General features: G+C 64.9%; 19 protein-coding genes. 10 read left to right on the forward strand and 9 right to left on the reverse strand.

All coding sequences use genetic code 11. The features are described 5' to 3' along the window. From Q8R75_RS04600 to Q8R75_RS04630, 7 genes are all read left to right on the forward strand, one after another. On the forward strand, positions 1-618 hold a 618-nt coding region (locus Q8R75_RS04600; protein WP_305663531.1), incomplete at its 5' end, for a cbb3-type cytochrome c oxidase subunit I. A gap of 16 nt (positions 619-634) precedes the next feature. Then, positions 635-1,249: a cytochrome-c oxidase, cbb3-type subunit II gene (gene ccoO / locus Q8R75_RS04605; RefSeq protein WP_305613951.1), complete on the forward strand. Its 615-nt coding sequence runs from the start codon at positions 635-637 to the stop codon at positions 1,247-1,249. Positions 1,250-1,260: 11 nt separating this feature from the next. Beyond that, positions 1,261-1,437, forward strand: a complete 177-nt coding sequence (locus Q8R75_RS04610) for a CcoQ/FixQ family Cbb3-type cytochrome c oxidase assembly chaperone (protein ID WP_257095118.1) — start codon at positions 1,261-1,263, stop codon at positions 1,435-1,437. Further along, the gene (ccoP, locus tag Q8R75_RS04615) at positions 1,434-2,369 is read left to right on the forward strand and encodes a cytochrome-c oxidase, cbb3-type subunit III (RefSeq protein WP_305613952.1); all 936 of its coding nucleotides are present in this window, start codon (positions 1,434-1,436) and stop codon (positions 2,367-2,369) included. Before Q8R75_RS04610 ends, ccoP begins: the two co-directional genes overlap by 4 nt. 38 nt (positions 2,370-2,407) lie before the next feature. Beyond that, a complete protein-coding gene (ccoG, locus tag Q8R75_RS04620) occupies positions 2,408-3,817 on the forward strand; it encodes a cytochrome c oxidase accessory protein CcoG (protein ID WP_305613963.1) in 1,410 nt (469 codons plus the stop codon). A gap of 2 nt (positions 3,818-3,819) precedes the next feature. Beyond that, positions 3,820-4,323, forward strand: coding sequence for a FixH family protein (locus tag Q8R75_RS04625; protein ID WP_305613953.1), 504 nt, complete (start codon positions 3,820-3,822; stop codon positions 4,321-4,323). Further along, the gene (locus tag Q8R75_RS04630; protein WP_305613954.1) at positions 4,316-4,600 is read left to right on the forward strand and encodes a hypothetical protein; all 285 of its coding nucleotides are present in this window, start codon (positions 4,316-4,318) and stop codon (positions 4,598-4,600) included. Before Q8R75_RS04625 ends, Q8R75_RS04630 begins: the two co-directional genes overlap by 8 nt. A gap of 45 nt (positions 4,601-4,645) precedes the next feature. Here Q8R75_RS04630 and Q8R75_RS04635 read toward each other — a convergent pair whose 3' ends face one another. From Q8R75_RS04635 to Q8R75_RS04670, 8 genes are all read right to left on the reverse strand, one after another. Continuing rightward, positions 4,646-5,098, reverse strand: coding sequence for a universal stress protein (locus Q8R75_RS04635; protein WP_305613955.1), 453 nt, complete (start codon positions 5,096-5,098; stop codon positions 4,646-4,648). A gap of 187 nt (positions 5,099-5,285) precedes the next feature. Next, positions 5,286-6,461, reverse strand: coding sequence for a fatty acid desaturase (locus Q8R75_RS04640; protein ID WP_305613957.1), 1,176 nt, complete (start codon positions 6,459-6,461; stop codon positions 5,286-5,288). A gap of 76 nt (positions 6,462-6,537) precedes the next feature. Continuing rightward, the gene (locus Q8R75_RS04645; RefSeq protein WP_305627340.1) at positions 6,538-7,854 is read right to left on the reverse strand and encodes a mechanosensitive ion channel domain-containing protein; all 1,317 of its coding nucleotides are present in this window, start codon (positions 7,852-7,854) and stop codon (positions 6,538-6,540) included. A 5-nt stretch (positions 7,855-7,859) separates the two neighbouring features. Then, complete coding sequence (locus Q8R75_RS04650) at positions 7,860-8,465, reverse strand: phospholipase D family protein (protein WP_305613959.1); 606 nt, start codon at positions 8,463-8,465, stop codon at positions 7,860-7,862. Beyond that, positions 8,455-9,756 (reverse strand): RsmB/NOP family class I SAM-dependent RNA methyltransferase, encoded by a 1,302-nt coding sequence (locus Q8R75_RS04655; protein ID WP_305613960.1) that lies wholly within the window; start codon positions 9,754-9,756, stop codon positions 8,455-8,457. Before Q8R75_RS04655 ends, Q8R75_RS04650 begins: the two co-directional genes overlap by 11 nt. Continuing rightward, positions 9,753-10,961 carry a DUF3108 domain-containing protein gene (locus tag Q8R75_RS04660; protein ID WP_305613961.1) on the reverse strand — a complete coding sequence of 403 codons (1,209 nt, stop codon included), beginning with the start codon at positions 10,959-10,961 and terminating at the stop codon, positions 9,753-9,755. Before Q8R75_RS04660 ends, Q8R75_RS04655 begins: the two co-directional genes overlap by 4 nt. Beyond that, a complete protein-coding gene (purN, locus tag Q8R75_RS04665; RefSeq protein ID WP_305627339.1) occupies positions 10,954-11,595 on the reverse strand; it encodes a phosphoribosylglycinamide formyltransferase in 642 nt (213 codons plus the stop codon). Before purN ends, Q8R75_RS04660 begins: the two co-directional genes overlap by 8 nt. 60 nt (positions 11,596-11,655) lie before the next feature. After that, on the reverse strand, positions 11,656-12,273 hold the full coding sequence (locus Q8R75_RS04670; protein ID WP_305612025.1) for a hypothetical protein: 618 nt from the start codon (positions 12,271-12,273) through the stop codon (positions 11,656-11,658). Positions 12,274-12,753: 480 nt separating this feature from the next. Here Q8R75_RS04670 and Q8R75_RS04675 point away from each other — a divergent pair, with 480 nt between their 5' ends. Further along, complete coding sequence (locus Q8R75_RS04675; protein ID WP_305612030.1) at positions 12,754-13,281, forward strand: hypothetical protein; 528 nt, start codon at positions 12,754-12,756, stop codon at positions 13,279-13,281. Here the strand turns inward: Q8R75_RS04675 and Q8R75_RS04680 are convergent. Then, positions 13,202-13,858 carry a DedA family protein gene (locus Q8R75_RS04680; protein WP_305612033.1) on the reverse strand — a complete coding sequence of 219 codons (657 nt, stop codon included), beginning with the start codon at positions 13,856-13,858 and terminating at the stop codon, positions 13,202-13,204. The two genes, Q8R75_RS04675 and Q8R75_RS04680, sit on opposite strands and share 80 nt — an antisense overlap. Before the next feature lie 89 nt (positions 13,859-13,947). Here Q8R75_RS04680 and mutL point away from each other — a divergent pair, with 89 nt between their 5' ends. Then, positions 13,948-15,711 carry a DNA mismatch repair endonuclease MutL gene (gene mutL / locus Q8R75_RS04685; RefSeq protein WP_305612035.1) on the forward strand — a complete coding sequence of 588 codons (1,764 nt, stop codon included), beginning with the start codon at positions 13,948-13,950 and terminating at the stop codon, positions 15,709-15,711. Between the two features lie 16 nt (positions 15,712-15,727). Continuing rightward, positions 15,728-16,669, forward strand: a complete 942-nt coding sequence (gene miaA / locus Q8R75_RS04690) for a tRNA (adenosine(37)-N6)-dimethylallyltransferase MiaA (RefSeq protein ID WP_305627338.1) — start codon at positions 15,728-15,730, stop codon at positions 16,667-16,669. Positions 16,670-16,705 lie beyond the last annotated feature (36 nt).

A 16,705-nucleotide genomic window follows, 5' to 3' on the forward strand; every position in this document is an offset into this window, starting at 1 on the left:
ATGATCTTCTCGCTGATTCTGCTGGCACCGTCCTGGGGCGGCATGATCAACGGCATCATGACCCTGTCGGGCGCCTGGCATAAGCTGCGCGATGACCCGATCCTGAAGTTCCTGATCACCTCGCTCTCGTTCTACGGCATGTCGACCTTCGAAGGTCCGATGATGTCGATCAAGACGGTCAATGCGCTGTCGCACTACACGGACTGGACCATCGGCCACGTGCATTCGGGCGCGCTGGGCTGGGTTGCGATGATTTCGATCGGCTCGATCTACTACCTGATCCCGCGCCTGTTCGGCCAGGAAAAGATGTACTCGGTGCCGGCCATCAGCATCCACTTCTGGATGTCGACCCTCGGCGTGGTCCTCTACATCGCCGCAATGTGGATCGCCGGTGTCATGCAGGGCCTGATGTGGCGCGCCATCAACGATGACGGCACGCTCACCTACACCTTCGTCGAGAGCGTGAAGGCGACCTATCCGTTCTGGTTCATCCGTTTCCTCGGCGGCGCACTCTTCCTCGCGGGCATGTTCGTCATGGCCTGGAACGTGTGGAAAACCATCGCCGGCCAGAAGCCCTACAACGCCCCCGTCATAGCGCCTGCTGCCGCGCACGCCTGATTACCGGAGAATCATCATGGCTGCATCCAAACACGAACTGATTGAACGCAACGTTGGCCTGATGGCGATACTCACCGTGCTGGTGATCTCCATCGGCGGTCTGGTCGAAATCGTGCCGCTGTTCTTCCAGCACTCGACGACCGAACCGGTCGAGGGCGTCAAGCCTTATGAGCCGCTGCAACTGGCCGGCCGCGACATCTACGTGCGGGAAGGTTGCTACAACTGCCACTCGCAGATGATCCGCCCGTTCCGCGCCGAGACCGAACGCTATGGTCACTACTCGGTGGCCGGCGAATTCGTCTATGACCGTCCGTTCCAGTGGGGCTCCAAGCGCACCGGCCCGGATCTGGCACGCGTCGGTGGCCGCTACTCCGACGAATGGCACCGCGTACACCTGATCAACCCGCGCGACGTGGTGCCCGAGTCGAACATGCCGGCCTTCGCCTTCCTCGAGCGTCCGGTCAAGGCATCGACCATTGAGCAGCACATGCGTGCGCTCACCCGCGTCGGTGTGCCTTACACCGAAGAACAGATGGCGGGTGCCGCCGAATCGCTGAAGGGCAAGACCGAAATGGAGGCGCTTATTGCCTACCTGCAGGGTCTGGGTACCGCGATCAAGCGCGTCAACTGAGGGATTCCATCATGGACTACGACATCAACACCCTGCGGGCGGCCGTGACGGTTGCCGGATTTGCCTGCTTCATCGTCATCGTCATCATGGCCTGGCGGCCGGGCGCACAACGCGCCCACCAAGAGGCGGCGATGCTGCCCTTCGCCGACGACGACCGCGTGCACCTCGATAGCGGAGAAACAAAGTGAGCGACTTCATCAGCGATTTCTGGAACGTCTATGTGGTGGTGCTCGTCATCGCCAGCCTGGTGTTCTGTGCCTTCATCATCCTGTCCAATCGCGGCGCGCGGCCGACCGGTACGGTCGAGTTGCATGGTCACCAGTGGGACGAAACACTGGCCGAGTGGAATAACCCGCTGCCGCGCTGGTGGGTGTGGCTGTTCTGGATCACCATTGTCTTCGCCATCGTCTATCTGATCGCCTACCCGGGCCTGGGCCGTTTCGGCGGCCAGCTGGGATGGACCTCGGTCAATGCCTACGAGCGTGAAGTGAGCGTGGCTGACGCAAAGGTGGCGCCGCTGTTCGAGCGTTATTCGAAGATGGACGCCATGCAGGTTGCCGCCGATCCGGAGGCGCGCGCCATGGGCGAGCGCCTCTACCTGAACAACTGTGCGCAGTGTCACGGTACCGATGCGCGCGGTTCGCGCGGCTTCCCGAACCTGGTCGACAGCGACTGGCAATACGGCGGGGATCCGGAAGCCATCAAGGCGACGCTGATCAATGGCCGCAACGCGATGATGCCGGCTTTCTCCGCCGTACTCGATTCGGAAGCGCAGCGTGACGTGGTGCATTACGTGCGCTCACTGTCGGGGCTGACTGCCGACAACCTGCGGGTGCAGCGAGGCAAACCGGTGTATGCCACCAACTGCGCGGCCTGCCACGGCGCGGAAGGGCGCGGCAATCAGGCCATAGGTGCGCCCAACCTGGCCGACGGGGTGTGGCTGTACGGCAGCACCGAAGCCATCGTTGCGCAGAGCGTCGCACGGGGTCGAAATGGTCACATGCCGGCGCACGGTGAATTGCTCGGCGAGCACAAGATCCATCTGCTGACCGCCTACGTGTGGGGCTTGTCCAACAGTTCCGCCAAGGCCGCAACGGCCGACAGAAGCACGACACAGTGATGGAACCGCGATCTTCGACCGCGGGTCGGCCGGCGCGGGTGATTCCGATCACCGAAGTGCCGGCTGACGAATCAGACCTGTACGCGGCGCGCAAGAAGATCCAGCCGCGCAGCATCAAGGGGCGTTTCAATTCGCTGCGCTGGGCCATGGTATGGATCACCCAGCTGGTGTTCTACGGCCTGCCCTGGCTGCCATGGAACGGTCGCCAGGCGGTGCTGTTCGATCTGGTGGAACGCAAGTTCTACATCTTCGGGCTGGTACTGTGGCCGCAGGACGTGGTGTATCTGACGCTGCTGCTTATCATCAGCGCGCTCGGATTGTTCCTGGTCACCGCCGTGGCGGGTCGCGTGTGGTGCGGCTACGCCTGTCCGCAATCGGTCTACACCGAAATCTTCATGTGGATAGAACGTCACGTCGAAGGCGACCGATCGGCGCGCATGAAGCTGGACGCCGCGTCGATGAGCCTGTCCAAGTTCGGCCGCCGGCTCGCCAAACACGGCATCTGGGCGGCGCTGGCGCTGTGGACCGGCTTCACGTTTGTCGGCTTCTTCTCGCCCATCCAGGAACTGGCGGCCGAAGTCGGCAGCTTCGGACTGGGCCCCTGGGAAGCCTTCTGGATGCTGTTCTACGCGGCCTTCACCTATCTGTTCGCGGGCCACATGCGCGAACAGGTGTGCAAGTACATGTGTCCTTATGCGCGCTTCCAGGGTGTCATGTTCGACCCGGACACACTGATCGTCAGCTACGACGCTAACCGCGGCGAGCCGCGCGGCAGCAAGAAGAAGGCGAAGGAAGGCCAGCCGGTCGGCGACTGCGTCGATTGCGACTGGTGCGTGCAGGTCTGTCCGACCGGCATCGACATCCGCAACGGCCTCCAGTACGAGTGCATCGGCTGCGCGCTGTGCATCGATGCGTGCGATCAGGTGATGGACAAGGTCGGCAGGCCGCGCGGGCTCATCGCCTATTCGACCGAACGCGCCCAACTGGCCGGCAAGCCTGCGCATGAAGGCTGGCGCGAAGTGCTTGCACATGTCCTCCGTCCGCGCGTCATCCTGTACACCAGTCTGCTGCTGTTCATCGTGTCCGGCTTCGCGTGGGCGCTGCTGACCCGCACACCGGTCAAGATGAACGTGATGCGTGACCGCGCGTCGCTTGCGCGCGAAGTCGAAGGTGGCAAAATCGAAAACGTGTACCAATTGCGGGTGATGAACACTTCGGAATCGCCGCGTCGTTTTGTACTTGACGTCGAAGGCCTGCCGGGCGCCACCCTGCCCGGGCTGCGCGAGATCGAAGTCGAAGCGGCTGGATCGCGCGATGTTGCGCTGCGCGTGCAGGTCGATGCCGATTCGCTCGCGCCGGGTTCGCATACCGTTTATTTCAATCTGCAGGCGGTCGATGCCCCCGATGTACGGGTGCATGAAAAGTCGTCCTTTCTGCAACCGAGGTGACCATGTCAGACAATTCGACACTGCCGCTTCCCTGGTATCGCCACCGCTGGCCCTGGCTGCTGATGCTCGGACCTGTCACCGTGATCGTGGCCGGCGTCATCACGACCTGGCTGGCGGCCACCGGCAATACCGCGCTGGTCGCGGACGATTACTACAAGCAGGGCCTGACGATCAACCGCACGCTGGAACGCGAGCGGCGTGCCGACGAACTCGGCGTGAAGGTGGCGATCGCCGTAACGCCCAAGGGTGATGGAACGATGCGGCTCGACATCCAGTTGTCGATGGACGATCCTGCGAAGCTGCCCGGTCGCCTGCGGATCTTTCTTGCGCACCCCACGCGCATCGAACTGGATCGCGAACTGCTGTTTGACGGCGTGGGTGGCCTCTACTCGGGTGTCGTGCAGGATCTTGCACCGACGCACTGGAAGCTGGTGATCGAAGACGATGTACGCGACTGGCGGCGTCAGGATTCGCTCCTGCTCGACGCGGGGAAGAACCGTGGCTGATGCGATCAACGACGACGATCCGCACGACACCCACCGCACGCCGGGCGGTGCAGCGCGGTTGTTCGCGCTGGTGTCCTGGCCCTCGTTTCTGGTCGCCGCGGTCGCCGAACTGGTGTTCTTCAGCGTCATCAATCCGCAGGAACTTTACCTTCTCGGCGAGCCGGTCGGCTTCTCGCCGGTAGCGACCTATTCGATCGGGTTCTTCGGCTTCTGGGCGGTCACCGGCGCATCCAGCCTGATGACGGCCTGGCTGGCGGAAAAGCTGCCGGCGCGCTGATCGCGTGCTGCAGGAAGCGGGCGTCGCCGCCCGCCACTGCTGCGCTCAGCGATAGACCAGCACCGGTATCTTCGAATTCGACAGCACCTTCTGCGTGACACTGCCCAGCAGCAGGCTGGCCAGCCCGCGCCGGCTGTGCGAACCCATGAAGATCACGTCGGCCTTGCGCGACAGACCGACCTCGATGATCGCCTTGTGCGGCTCGTCCTGCGTCACCGCAATGCTGTCGACGGTGACGCCGGCGGCTTCAGCCTCGGCTCGCGCCGATTGCAGGATGCGGTCGGCGTGCGTGCGCATGGCGTCGGTGAAGTCGTTCGGCGCGATCGGATCGATGCTCTCCTCGTCCGCCTCGCTGTGCAGCAGCGATACCGGGTAATCCTTCATCACGTACAGGAAGGTGACCTGGCCCGATACATCTCTGGCAAAGCAGATGGCGTGCGTCACCGTAGCCTTTGAAAGGTCTGAACCATCGACCGGCACGAGTATGTGGCGAAACATCCTGGATGACTCCTCTGAGTATTGTTTGACCGGCTACCGCCACGGCACCCGGTCGGTTTGAACGCACGGCCTCTGCGGGCCGTTGCGTTCCGTCGACGCGCTGATCGGGTACCGGAACGCAGTACCACAAAGAAAAAGCCGGACGTGCAATCAAGCACCTCCGGCTTTCGCCCGCGCGGGAAGTGCGTCAGACCGCGTAGGTCTTCAGGCGCCTCGAAAAGTCCTGCAGCTGCTTGATGCCGCTGGACTCTGCGCGAGCACACCAATCCTGCAACTGCTTCAACAGCTGTTCGCTCGACGCAGTGGAACGTGCCCAAAGCGCAATCAGTTCCTGACGCATCGTGTGCACCGTTTCCAGTCGGCTGCTGTGTGCAAGCACGGATGCCATTTCGGCGTCGTCGCTTGCCGGCTGCGCGTTTTCACCGCGACTGAGCCAGCGCTTGAAGCGGTGATAGCGGTCACCATCGGCCAATGCCGCATGCGAGGTACGCAGCTTTTCCACCTCTTCGGCGTAGATCGAACGCAGCGACTTCATGTAGCGGGTCATCACATCGTAACGATGCGTGATGATGGCTTCAAGCGTCTGGGTATCCACCACGTCGCGGGCCTGGAAGCGTGGCTGCGGAATGGTTTTCTTGGCCTTGGCCAGCCCCATGATTTCGAGGATGCGGATGTACATCCAGCCGATATCGAACTCGTACCACTTCGACGACAGCTTGGCCGACGTGGCGAAGGCGTGGTGATTGTTGTGCAGTTCCTCGCCACCGATCAGGATGCCCCAGGGCGAAATGTTGGTCGCCGCGTCGCTGCAGTCATAATTGCGATAGCCCCAGTAATGGCCGAGACCATTCACGACGCCAGCCGCCCAGATCGGGATCCAGGCCATCTGCACGGCCCAGATGGTCAGGCCGAGCGGGCCGAACAGGATCACGTTGGTGATCAGCATCAGGCGGATACCCAGCCCGGAGTGGCGCGTGTACAGGTTGCGCTCGATCCAGTCGTCCGGCGTGCCCTGGCCGTAGCGCGCCATGGTTTCCTTGTTCTTCGCCTCGAGGCGGTACAGCTCGGCGCCTTCGGTCAGCACCTTCTTGATGCCCAGAACCACCGGGCTGTGCGGATCTTCGGGGGTTTCGCACTTGGCGTGGTGCTTGCGGTGGATGGCCGCCCACTCCTTGGTCACCATGCCGGTCGTCATCCACAGCCAGAAACGGAAGATGTGGCTGGGCAGCGGATGCATTTCAAGCGCACGGTGCGCCTGGTGGCGGTGCAGGTAGATCGTGACGCCCGCGATCGTGAGGTGGGTAAACGCCAGCGCCACAACGATGTAACCCCACCAGGGCAGATCAATCAAGCCATTTAACATTCAGGTCTTTCTCGGTAAAGCAAAGGTCAAGCCCCGGATTCTACGCGAGCCGGGCCCGCGGTCAATTTGCGCCGCGTCAAGTGTTTGTGACATCGACCGGCGGGGCCGACGGGTTCGGATCACCCATGATCCTAAGTTCGCGTTGCGGGAACGGTATTTCAATGCCTGCAGCACGGAATCGTTGCAGTATTTCGAGCTGGATGGCCGAGCGCAGTCCGAGCGCACCCCCTTCCGGATCGGCGATCCAGATACCCAGCTCGAGATTGATGCCCGAGTCGCCGAAGGAATGGAGAAAGGCCGCCGGGGCGGGCGACTTCAACACCCGCTCCTGGGTCAGTGCGGCGTCCTGCAGAATGGCCAGTGCGCTCGGTACATCATCGCTGTAACTGACCTGTACCGCGATGGCGATGCGTACCTGCCGGTCAGAAAGGCCTTCGTTCTGCACCACCGAACTGATCAGCAGTTCGTTCGGGATGATGGATTCGACACCCGACAGGCTGCGCACGACGGTGTAGCGCGTGGTGATCTGGGTGACCTGGCCACGGTCGGTACCGACCGAAATCAGGTCGCCGATGCGGATCGACCGGTCGAGCAGCAGGATGAAGCCCGATACGTAATTGGCCATGATCTTCTGCAGACCGAAGCCCAGACCCACGCCGAGCGCGCCGCCGAACACCGACAACGCGGTGAGGTCGATGCCGACCAGCGGCAACGTGATGATCAGCCCGAGAAACACCAGCACGACCTTGGCCACCCGCGCCAGCACGATGCGCAGATTGCTGTCGATCGGCGCACGCATCAGCTTGCGCTCGACCGAACCCGACAGCCAGACCGACGCGATCAGCGTCATCAGCACCCAGGCGCTGCCCTGCAGCAGCGTCCACATGGTCAGCTTCTGCTTGCCCAGCGTGATCTTCTGGCTGTCCAGCCAATCGATGACTTCGGGCAGGATTTCCAGCGCGTGCATCGCCCAGGCGGTCCAGATGGCCAGCACGATCAAGACCTCGAACGTGCTCAGCCAGCCGGCGGGCGAAAACACCTGGCGCAGTGCATACACAATGAGCCGGATCACGCCCATCGCCACCAGCATCGCGATCACCAGATGCATCAACACCGGCGTCTGGTGCAGCAGGGCGAACGCACCGCGCGCCAGCGCAAGCAGCAGGATGCCGGCCAGCGGGAACATCAGCCGCTGCAGCCCGGCCCGGCCCAGCCGCGCCGCGTTGCTCAGTACCTCGTTGCCGTTGGCAAGCGTTTCGGCACGCTGGCGCCGGATCATGTGACGCGCGAACAGGCCGGCCAGCACGAGACAGGCTGCAATAACCCCCAGCTCCAGTCGCGTGCTGTCGAGCGCCAGCAACGCCATCAGTGCGTCGAATGACAGGTTGTTCATGAGGGTCAGGGGGTTACGGCTTCACCGCGCAGGGTTTCCTGCACCGCATCGGCAAAGCTGACCGACTGGGCGCGGTGGCGCTTCCAGTTCTGCATATATGAAGCAGCGAGCGCGCGCTGGCCGCTCAGCACCAGCACGTTCTCAGCGTTCTTCGACTTGCCCGCAACGCTGAAGTTGTAAGAGCCGGTCACCACCACCGGCTCCTTGCCGTCCGGGTCGATGATCATCACCTTGCTGTGCGCCGCGCTGTAGGCACCATCCAGCCACAGCGGCACGCCGTGGCCGGCGACCCGGGGCAGCGCGCTGTATTCGTCCTTCAGCACCTTTTCGCGATCGGCGATCACTTCGACCTTGATGCCGCGTTCGTGTGCCGCGATCAGCGTCTTGGCGATCTGCCGGCTGGTCAGCATGTAGGCCTGCACGTAAACGGCCTGTTTGGCACCGTCGATCTGGTCCATGACCAGCCGTTCGACGTCGTCCCACGGTGCGAAACCGACTTCGACCTTGCCTTCGGCCGGCAGCGCAGGACCCGCCTGCACGGTGCCGCCTGCCAGCAGTCCAACGACCAGCAGGGCAGCGACCAGAGTGGGCGCGCGCAGTTCAGGCTTCATCGACCGTCTCCGGGGTGGTGGCTGCGCTGTCCGGAGCGCGCCGCTCCATCACCGCGGCGTAGAAGCCGTCGGTGCCATGGACGTCGGGGCGCAGTTCGAGATCCATGCCGGTGTCCAGATCGATCCGGCCGGCGGCGAGGATTTCGTTTGCCGGCAAGCGTACGAAGTCCGGATGGCTGGCCAGGAAGGTGTCGATCACGCCGCGGTTTTCCGCGTCGAGCAGGCTGCAGGTCGCATAGACGAGACGACCGCCGGATTTCACCAGCCGCGCCGCGCCGGCCAGAATGGCACCCTGCTTGACCACCAGCTCCTCGACTGCGGTCGGCGTCTGCCGCCATTTCAGATCCGGATTGCGGCGCAGCGTGCCCAGACCGGAGCAGGGCGCATCGACCAGTACACGGTCGATCTTGCCGGCCAGTCGCTTCACCTTGATGTCGTTCTCGCTGTCGATCAGCACCGGGTGGATGTTGGACAGGCCGGAACGCGCGACCCGCGGGCGCATCTTGATCAGCCGCTTTTCCGACACATCGAAGGCGTACAGCCGACCGGTCGAACGCATCATCGCGCCCAGCGCCAGCGTCTTGCCGCCGGCGCCGGCACAGAAATCGACCACCATTTCGCCGCGCTTGGGCGCGAGCAGCAGCGCCAGCAGCTGACTGCCTTCGTCCTGCACCTCGATGATGCCCTTCTCGTACAGCGGGTTCTTCGTCAGAGAAGGACGTTCGCCCAGACGCAGCGCCCAGGGCGAAAAGCGCCCCGGCGTCACCGTCAGACCGTTGTTGGTGAGCGTCGCGGTGACCGCGTCGATGTCGCTTTTCATCAGATTCACGCGCAGGTCGAGCGGCGCCTGCGTGTTCAGCGCACGCGCCAGCGACAGCAGCGACGCTTCGTCCATCTGCGTCAGCAGGCGCTCGATCACCCAGTCCGGCAGGTCGGTGCGCTCGCCCAGCGACAGTTCGGTGTCGGCGGTCGGCGCCAGCGTTTCCAGCCATTGCGCTTCGTTGCGCGAAATCAGCGGCGCGAGAAACTTGTGTCCGAGACCTTCGATGCGGGCCAGCGCGGTGATCAGCAGCTTGCGCGCACCTGCGTTTTCGCCCGCCACGGCCCGCAGCCAGCGCAGCCGGCGCAGCACCAGATAGGCGTGCTCGGCGACAAAGGCGCGCTCGCGCGACTGCAGCGCGCGCTGATCGCGAAAGTGCGCAGACAGCACGCTGTCGGCGGTGTGTTCAAAGCGCAACATCCGGCTCAGGACGTCGGCGGTACTGTCTATCAGTTTTTCGGTCGGTTTCATCGCAGGTAGGGGTTGGCGGGTTCTTTCGCCGGCTCATATCGGGGTGGCGGAACGACCGGATCGCCGAAGGGCGCAGTCGTTCCGGCGGCGGCGCCGGCAGTGCCGGCACGCAGGCTCAGGTTTTCATACTCGATCAGGCGCACGCGCTGGTCGTACACATCGCCCTTGCGATCGGTGAAGCGGATCAATACCGGCAGCCAGCGCAGATTCGGTGCCAGCCAGACTTCAATCTGGTTGTCGCCGGCCTGGGCGCGCGCCTGCAGCCGCTTGACCAACTGCCGTCCGACGGCGGTATCGAGGCTGCCGAGCTCCGGGTCGGCCACGAACCAGCGCGGCGTGAAGCGCTTGCCGGTGGCCAGCGTGAAATCGAAGTCGCCACCGTATTGTGCCCGCCAGATGATTTCCAGCCACAGGCTCAGCATGTCCTGCGCACCGGCCGACAGCGCATGGTCCGACTGCTTGGTGCCGGCGCGCAGCATAACCCGATTGCCGTCCCAGTCGAACACCACCTCCTCCTCGGTCGCCTTGCCCTGTGTCGCTCGCGACACATAGCGCAGCGGCTTCAGACCTTCCGCCGTCACTTCGCCGATGCTGCGCTGTTCAACGCGCAGCGGCTTGAGCAGGCCGGCCAGACCGGTCGTTTCGGTGACCTGATCCATCTGGTAGTCACTGCCGTCGTGCACCCAGTGATAGCGGGTTTCGCCAATGGCCAGTTCGCCCCGGAACACCTCGAATTCCAGTTTCGCCTCGCTCACTACGGCGCGCTGCGGCGTCAGGCTGGCCGTCTCGTCGCGGTCGGGCAGGGCGCCTTCGGCGATCGCCCGGTCCAGCAGTTCGCGATCGCCAATGGCGTCCGTCCTTTCCCCGTCAGCCGTAAACGGATCGTCGCTCGGCACGGGTTGCGGTGGCACCTCGGGCTCAGGCTCGGGCAGCGCCACCGGCTCGGGGTTCGGGCTGCGCGGCCTTGGTGGGCGCTTCGGGGCTGGCACCGGGGCAGGCGTCGCATCGGCTACCGGTGATGGCGTCGGCACAACTTTCGGAGGCGGCGGGGCGGGCGGTGCAATCAGCGCCGCGCGTATCGTGCGGCGCTCGTCCGGCAGGCGCTCGTGATCGAAGCTGCGCAGCCCGCCGGCCAGCAGAAGGTGCAGCAGCACCGAAACGGCCAGTGCGAAAAGCAGCCGGGATCGGTTCAGCGGTTCAGACATCCGCGCTCGGAACGCACAGCGCGGCGCTGTCCGGCGCGGCGTCGCCGCGCAGCACGGCACGGCCGTCGTGCAGGGCGAGCCGGCCGTCGACAAACCAGCGCACCACCTGCGGGTACAGCCGGTGCTCCTGCACCAGCACACGTGCGGCCAGCGTGAGTTCGGTATCGCCGGCCAGCACCGGCACCGCCGCCTGCGCGATGATCGGTCCGCCGTCGAGTTCGCCGGTCACGAAATGCACCGTGGCGCCGGCCACCCGGCACCCAGCCTCGATGGCGCGCCGGTGCGTGTGCAGCCCGGTGAAGGCGGGCAGCAGCGACGGGTGGATGTTGATCATGCGGCCGCGATAGTGCTCGACGAAGCCGGGCGTCAGGATGCGCATGAAGCCGGCGAGCACGACCAGATCGGGGGCATGGCGATCGATGCAGGCGGCCAGCGCCGCGTCGAACGCGGCGCGGTCGGCGTAGGCGGTGTGATCGACCACCTCGGTCGCGATGCCGCGGTCGCGCGCATAGGCGAGGCCGGCCGCGTCAGGCCGGTTGCTGATCACCGCACGGATGTCCGCCGGCAGGCCGGCGTCGATGATGGACCGCATATTGCTGCCGCGTCCGGAAATGAGGATGACGACGGATGTCATTCGGGGCTGTCGGTAGGAGGGGGTCGGTGACGGATTATCGCCGCCCGGCCGGGTGACTGCCTATCTGACCGGCAGGAATACCGCAGTTGCGAGCGATTGCAGGATGCGCGTCACCACGCGCCGGTTCTTGTCGGCAACGATCTGCGAACTCATGTCCAGCCAGCCGATCATCTTGCCCATTTCGCGCTCGAAACTGAGATTGCGCACACCGTCGGCGCCGATTTCGTTCGACAGCAACAGCAATTCGCCGGCGGCATCACGCGATTGCGCAAGCTTCCACGCCGAAATCTCGACGTTGCGCGCGCAGTTCGACAGCGCCTGCGGATCGAGTTCATCCATGATGAACAGTTCGGTCCGGTCGGCCCACGCGGTCTGGATCATGCCGCCCATGCCGACGATAAGCGCCGCCACCCGGTCGCCCGCAAAATCGGCCGAAAAGGCCAGCCGCATCACCTCGATGTCGCGCTTGCCGTCGAATTCCGCCAACGCCCAGCCGCGGTCGGCGTTGAACAGTCTGGCCAGTGCTTCTTCACGACTGTTCAGCCCGGCGCGCCGCCATTCGCGCGGGTTGCGCCGGTACAACTTGTCGGCCAGCCGTTCCAGGCTGGCAAATATTTCCCGGTGATGCGCTTCGAGTACCCGGTCGATATCACTTTTAACAATCTGTTTAGGATGCATGGAATCGGCCACTGGCGCCGGTTTCTGGCCGGTACTGCCACAGCCCGTGATCCAGTTGGCTATCGCGGCGCAACACAGCACGCGCACAATCGTTTTGCAGGCTGTCGCAGGGTCTGTTCTCATTTGATTCGTACGTTACGCGTGCAGCCAGCGCGTCGCAGGGCAAGGCGCACCAACGCCGCCTGACTGGCCGTCAGGCCAGGTGGTGCAACGCGGACATATGGCGCGCTGGCTGCGCGCCCTGAGGGTTGTCCTCGGGCTGCCCGCGCACTGCGTTGCACTCCTTGTCGAGACGGCAGGTCTCGACTGCGTCGCGCGCCTTGTTCGCGGCCAGCCCAAGGGCAACGTGACGCACGAATCAAACGAGAACAGACCCTGGCATTCATGACCGACAGCGTACGACAACCCGGGCCCGGTTTGGGCGCGCGCCGCAGCCGTGGTGCGCGGACGAGCAAGACCCAGAACCTCCGCAAATCAGCCATGAAGATGGAACAACTCGAGCGCGTGCGCGCTCCGGGCGTCAAGGCAGGCAGTCGTCGTTTCGGCCGGTTGCTGCGCACCCTGATGCGGGCCGACCACGGCGGCGTGCTGCTCTGTGGTGGGCGCGACGTGCAGTGCGATGCACTGGCGATGGCGCTCGCCCGTCTGCGCGATCAGCCGTTGATGCGCGTCGAGCTCGAGGCGGCCAACGACGAGCCGATCAGCGCCGAACAGTGGCGTCCGTCGCTGCAGCAGGCGCGTCGGCAGGCTGCGCTGCTCTATCTTCATCTGGGCGATGGCGCCGAGGGCGCGTTCGGCCGGGCAAGCGGCGGGGTGGCCAGCCTGCGCGCCGAGCGGCTGCTGGCCGATGTGCAGCGTGCCGGTGTCGTGGTCATCGTGGCCGGCGCCGAACGCTACAGTTTCGCGCTTGAAGCGTGCTGGCCGCGCATCAGACTGGATTTCCCGAAGCCGGCCCGAACTTTGCGCGCACCCATGCGACTACCAGGGGTGCAAGCGATATCGCGATGATTGCCAGAATCACCAGCGTCAGGTTTTCCTTCACCCACGGCAGGTTGCCGAACCAGTAGCCGGCCAGCGTCAGCGACACCACCCAGATGATGGCGCCCGTGACGTTGAACATCGCGAAGCGCGGGTAGCTCATCTGCGCCACACCGGCCACAAACGGCGCAAAGGTGCGGATCAGCGGCATGAAGCGCGCGATGATGATGGTTTTGCCGCCGTGCCTTTCGTAGAACGCATGCGTGCGGTCGAACGCCGTGCGGTTGAAAAAACGCGAATTTTCCCACTTGAATACCCGCGGGCCGCACCAGGCGCCCACCGCGTAATTCACCGCGTCGCCCAGCACGGCCGCAATGATCAGCAGCACGATCAGCAGGCCGATGTGCATGCCGCCTGCTGCTGCGATCGCGCCGGCGACGAACAGCAGCGAATCGCCGGGCAGGAAGGGCGTCACCACCAGACCGGTTTCGCAGAACACGATCAGGAAGAGGATGGCGTACACCCAGGCGCCGTACTGGGTGACCAGCATGGCCAGATACTTGTCCAGGTGCAACATGATGTCGATGAAGGTGGTGAGCAGTTCCATGGTGCGTCGCGCTGAAATCGAGCCCGGATGATAGCGGATGCCTGTGACGGCCCGTAAAATCGTCGCCCGACCCTGTTTTCTGCCTGCGCATGCCTTTGATCCAGCTGCTGCCCGACCTCTTGATCAGCCAGATTGCCGCCGGCGAAGTGGTCGAGCGCCCCGCGTCGGTGCTGAAGGAATTGCTGGAGAACAGCCTCGACGCCGGCAGCCGCGACATCCGTGTGCAGCTGGAAGCCGGCGGCGTGAAGCGCCTGCGGGTGGCCGACGACGGCTGCGGCATGCCGCCCGAAGACCTTCCGCTTGCCCTCGCCCGCCATGCCACATCGAAAATCGCTTCGCTGGACGATCTCGAAGCGGTCGCCACCATGGGCTTCCGCGGCGAGGCGTTGGCGTCGATTGCGAGCGTGGCGCGCGTGGGGATCACCAGCCGGCAGACCGGCGCTGCGCACGCTTGGCGCATCGATGCCGGTGGCGCGCCGGAACCGGCCGCACTGGACAACGGCACCGTGGTCGATGTGGCCGACCTCTATTACAACACCCCGGCGCGGCGCAAATTCCTGCGCACCGAACAGACCGAATATGGTCACTGCGACGACGTATTCCGGCGCATTGCGCTGTCGGTACCGCAGGTCGCCTTCCAGCTGCAGCACAACGGTCGCGTCACGCAGCGGCTGCCCGCGTCCGACATGGCGAGCCGCGTGCGCGCGCTGCTTGGGGACGAATTCATGCAGCACGCTCGCCCGGTCGAGGCGGTTGCCGGCCCGGTGCGCATTGTGGGCTTCGTCGCGCAGCCCGCTTTTTCGCGTGCCGGGCGCGACGCCCAGTACAGCTTCGTCAATGGCCGTTTCGTGCGCGACCGCCTGCTCGCGCATGCACTGCGCGAGGCCTACGCCGACGTGCTGCACGGCGCGCGTCACCCGGCTTACGTCGTGTTCATCGAACTCGACCCGCGCGCCGTCGATGTGAACGTGCACCCGGCCAAGACCGAAGTGCGCTTTCGCGACGCGCGCGGCATTCACCAGTTTGTGTTCCATGCGGTCGAGCGCGCGCTGGCGTTGTCAACGCAGGCGACTGAAGCCGTCCACGCGTCCGCGCAGGCCGATTTGCCCGACGTCTCCAGACAGTTGTCGTCGCAGTCCGGCTGGCCGATGCAGCAGGGCATGGGTGTCGAACAGCCGCTGGCACGCTACTTCGATTTCGTGCGCCACGATGCGACGCCGGCCGCTGCACACCCGGTCGCCGGCGGTCTGCCGGACCCTTCGTCGGAAGCCGGTCCGCCACTCGGTTTCGCGATTGCCCAACTGCAGGGCGTGTATGTGCTGGCGCAGAACAGCGCTGGCCTCGTGCTGGTGGACATGCACGCGGCGCACGAACGCATCCTGTACGAACAGTTGAAGAAGGTGCTCGAAGGCGCGCCGGCGGTGCAGCGGCTGCTCATTCCGGCCGTGCTGTCGATGAGCGCACGCGAAGTGGCGACCGCCTTCGAATACGCCGACGTGCTGGATAAGTTGGGCTTCGACATCGGTCAGGCCGGGCCGAACGAGTTGATGGTGCGTGCCGTGCCGGCGCTTCTCGCGCGCGCCGACACCGCGGCGCTGTTGCGCGCACTGCTGGAAGAATTGCGCGAGGCGCCAGCCAGCCAGGTGGTCGAGCGCCGGCGCAACGAACTCCTGGCCACGATGGCCTGCCACGGCGCGGTGCGCGCCAACCGTCTGCTGGCGCTGCCGGAAATGAATGCGCTGCTGCGCAACATGGAAGCCTGCGAGCGCGCCGACCAGTGCAATCACGGCCGGCCGACCTGGGTGCAGCTCACCATGAGCGAACTGGACCGCCTGTTCATGCGCGGCCGCTGACGTGCAGCCCTTCTCCGTGTCGGCCGCTTCCGCCTCGCCGGTGCTGGTGCTGCTCGGCCCCACGGCCAGCGGCAAGACCGCAGCGGTCGCGCGCATCGCGCGCGTGCTGCCGATCGAACTGGTCAGCGTCGATTCGGCGCTGGTGTTTCGCGACATGGACATCGGCACCGCCAAGCCGACGCCGGACGAGCGTGCGCTGTGCCCGCACCATCTGATCGACATCGTGTCGCCGCAGGAAGCCTATTCGGCCGCGCGCTTTGCCGCCGACGCGCGCACGCTGATCGCCGCCATCCAGGGTCGCGGCAACATCCCGCTGCTGGCTGGCGGCACCATGCTGTACATCAAGGCGCTGCGCGACGGCCTGTCCGACCTGCCCGAAGCCGATGCCGATCTGCGCGCCGATATCGACCGCCGTGCGGCAGAGCAGGGCTGGCCTGCTCTGCACGCTGAACTCGCCGCGCTCGACCCGGACGCCGCCGCCCGTCTCAAGCCGACCGATGCGCAGCGCATCCAGCGCGCGCTGGAAATCGTCACGCTGACCGGCCGGCCGCTGGCCGAAAGCTACGCGCGGCGTGAAGTCGATGCGCCGCTGCCGCAGATGACCGTGCTGTCGCTCGAACCATCGGATCGCGCCTGGCTGCACCGGCGCGTCGAGGCGCGCTTCGACGCAATGCTGGCGCAAGGGCTGGTGGATGAAGTGCGCAGGCTGCGCGAAAAGTACGCGCTCGACGCCGGTATGCCGTCGATGCGGTGCGTCGGCTACCGGCAGGTGTGGAATTACCTCCAAGGCGACATCGACGCCGCAGCGATGCGCGACACCGGCATCTACGCCACCCGCCAGCTCGCCAAACGCCAGATTACGTGGCTGCGTTCGATGTCCATCGACCAGCGCATCGATTGTTGCCGCGCAGACGCAGTCGTGCAGGTGATGGATGCCTTTGCAGCGCGAGCGGGGTGACGGGTTGGCGGAGTGTGGGTGTTGGGCATCGCTGCG

The sequence above is a fragment of the Methyloversatilis sp. genome (assembly GCF_030696805.1).
Taxonomy (GTDB): domain Bacteria; phylum Pseudomonadota; class Gammaproteobacteria; order Burkholderiales; family Rhodocyclaceae; genus Methyloversatilis.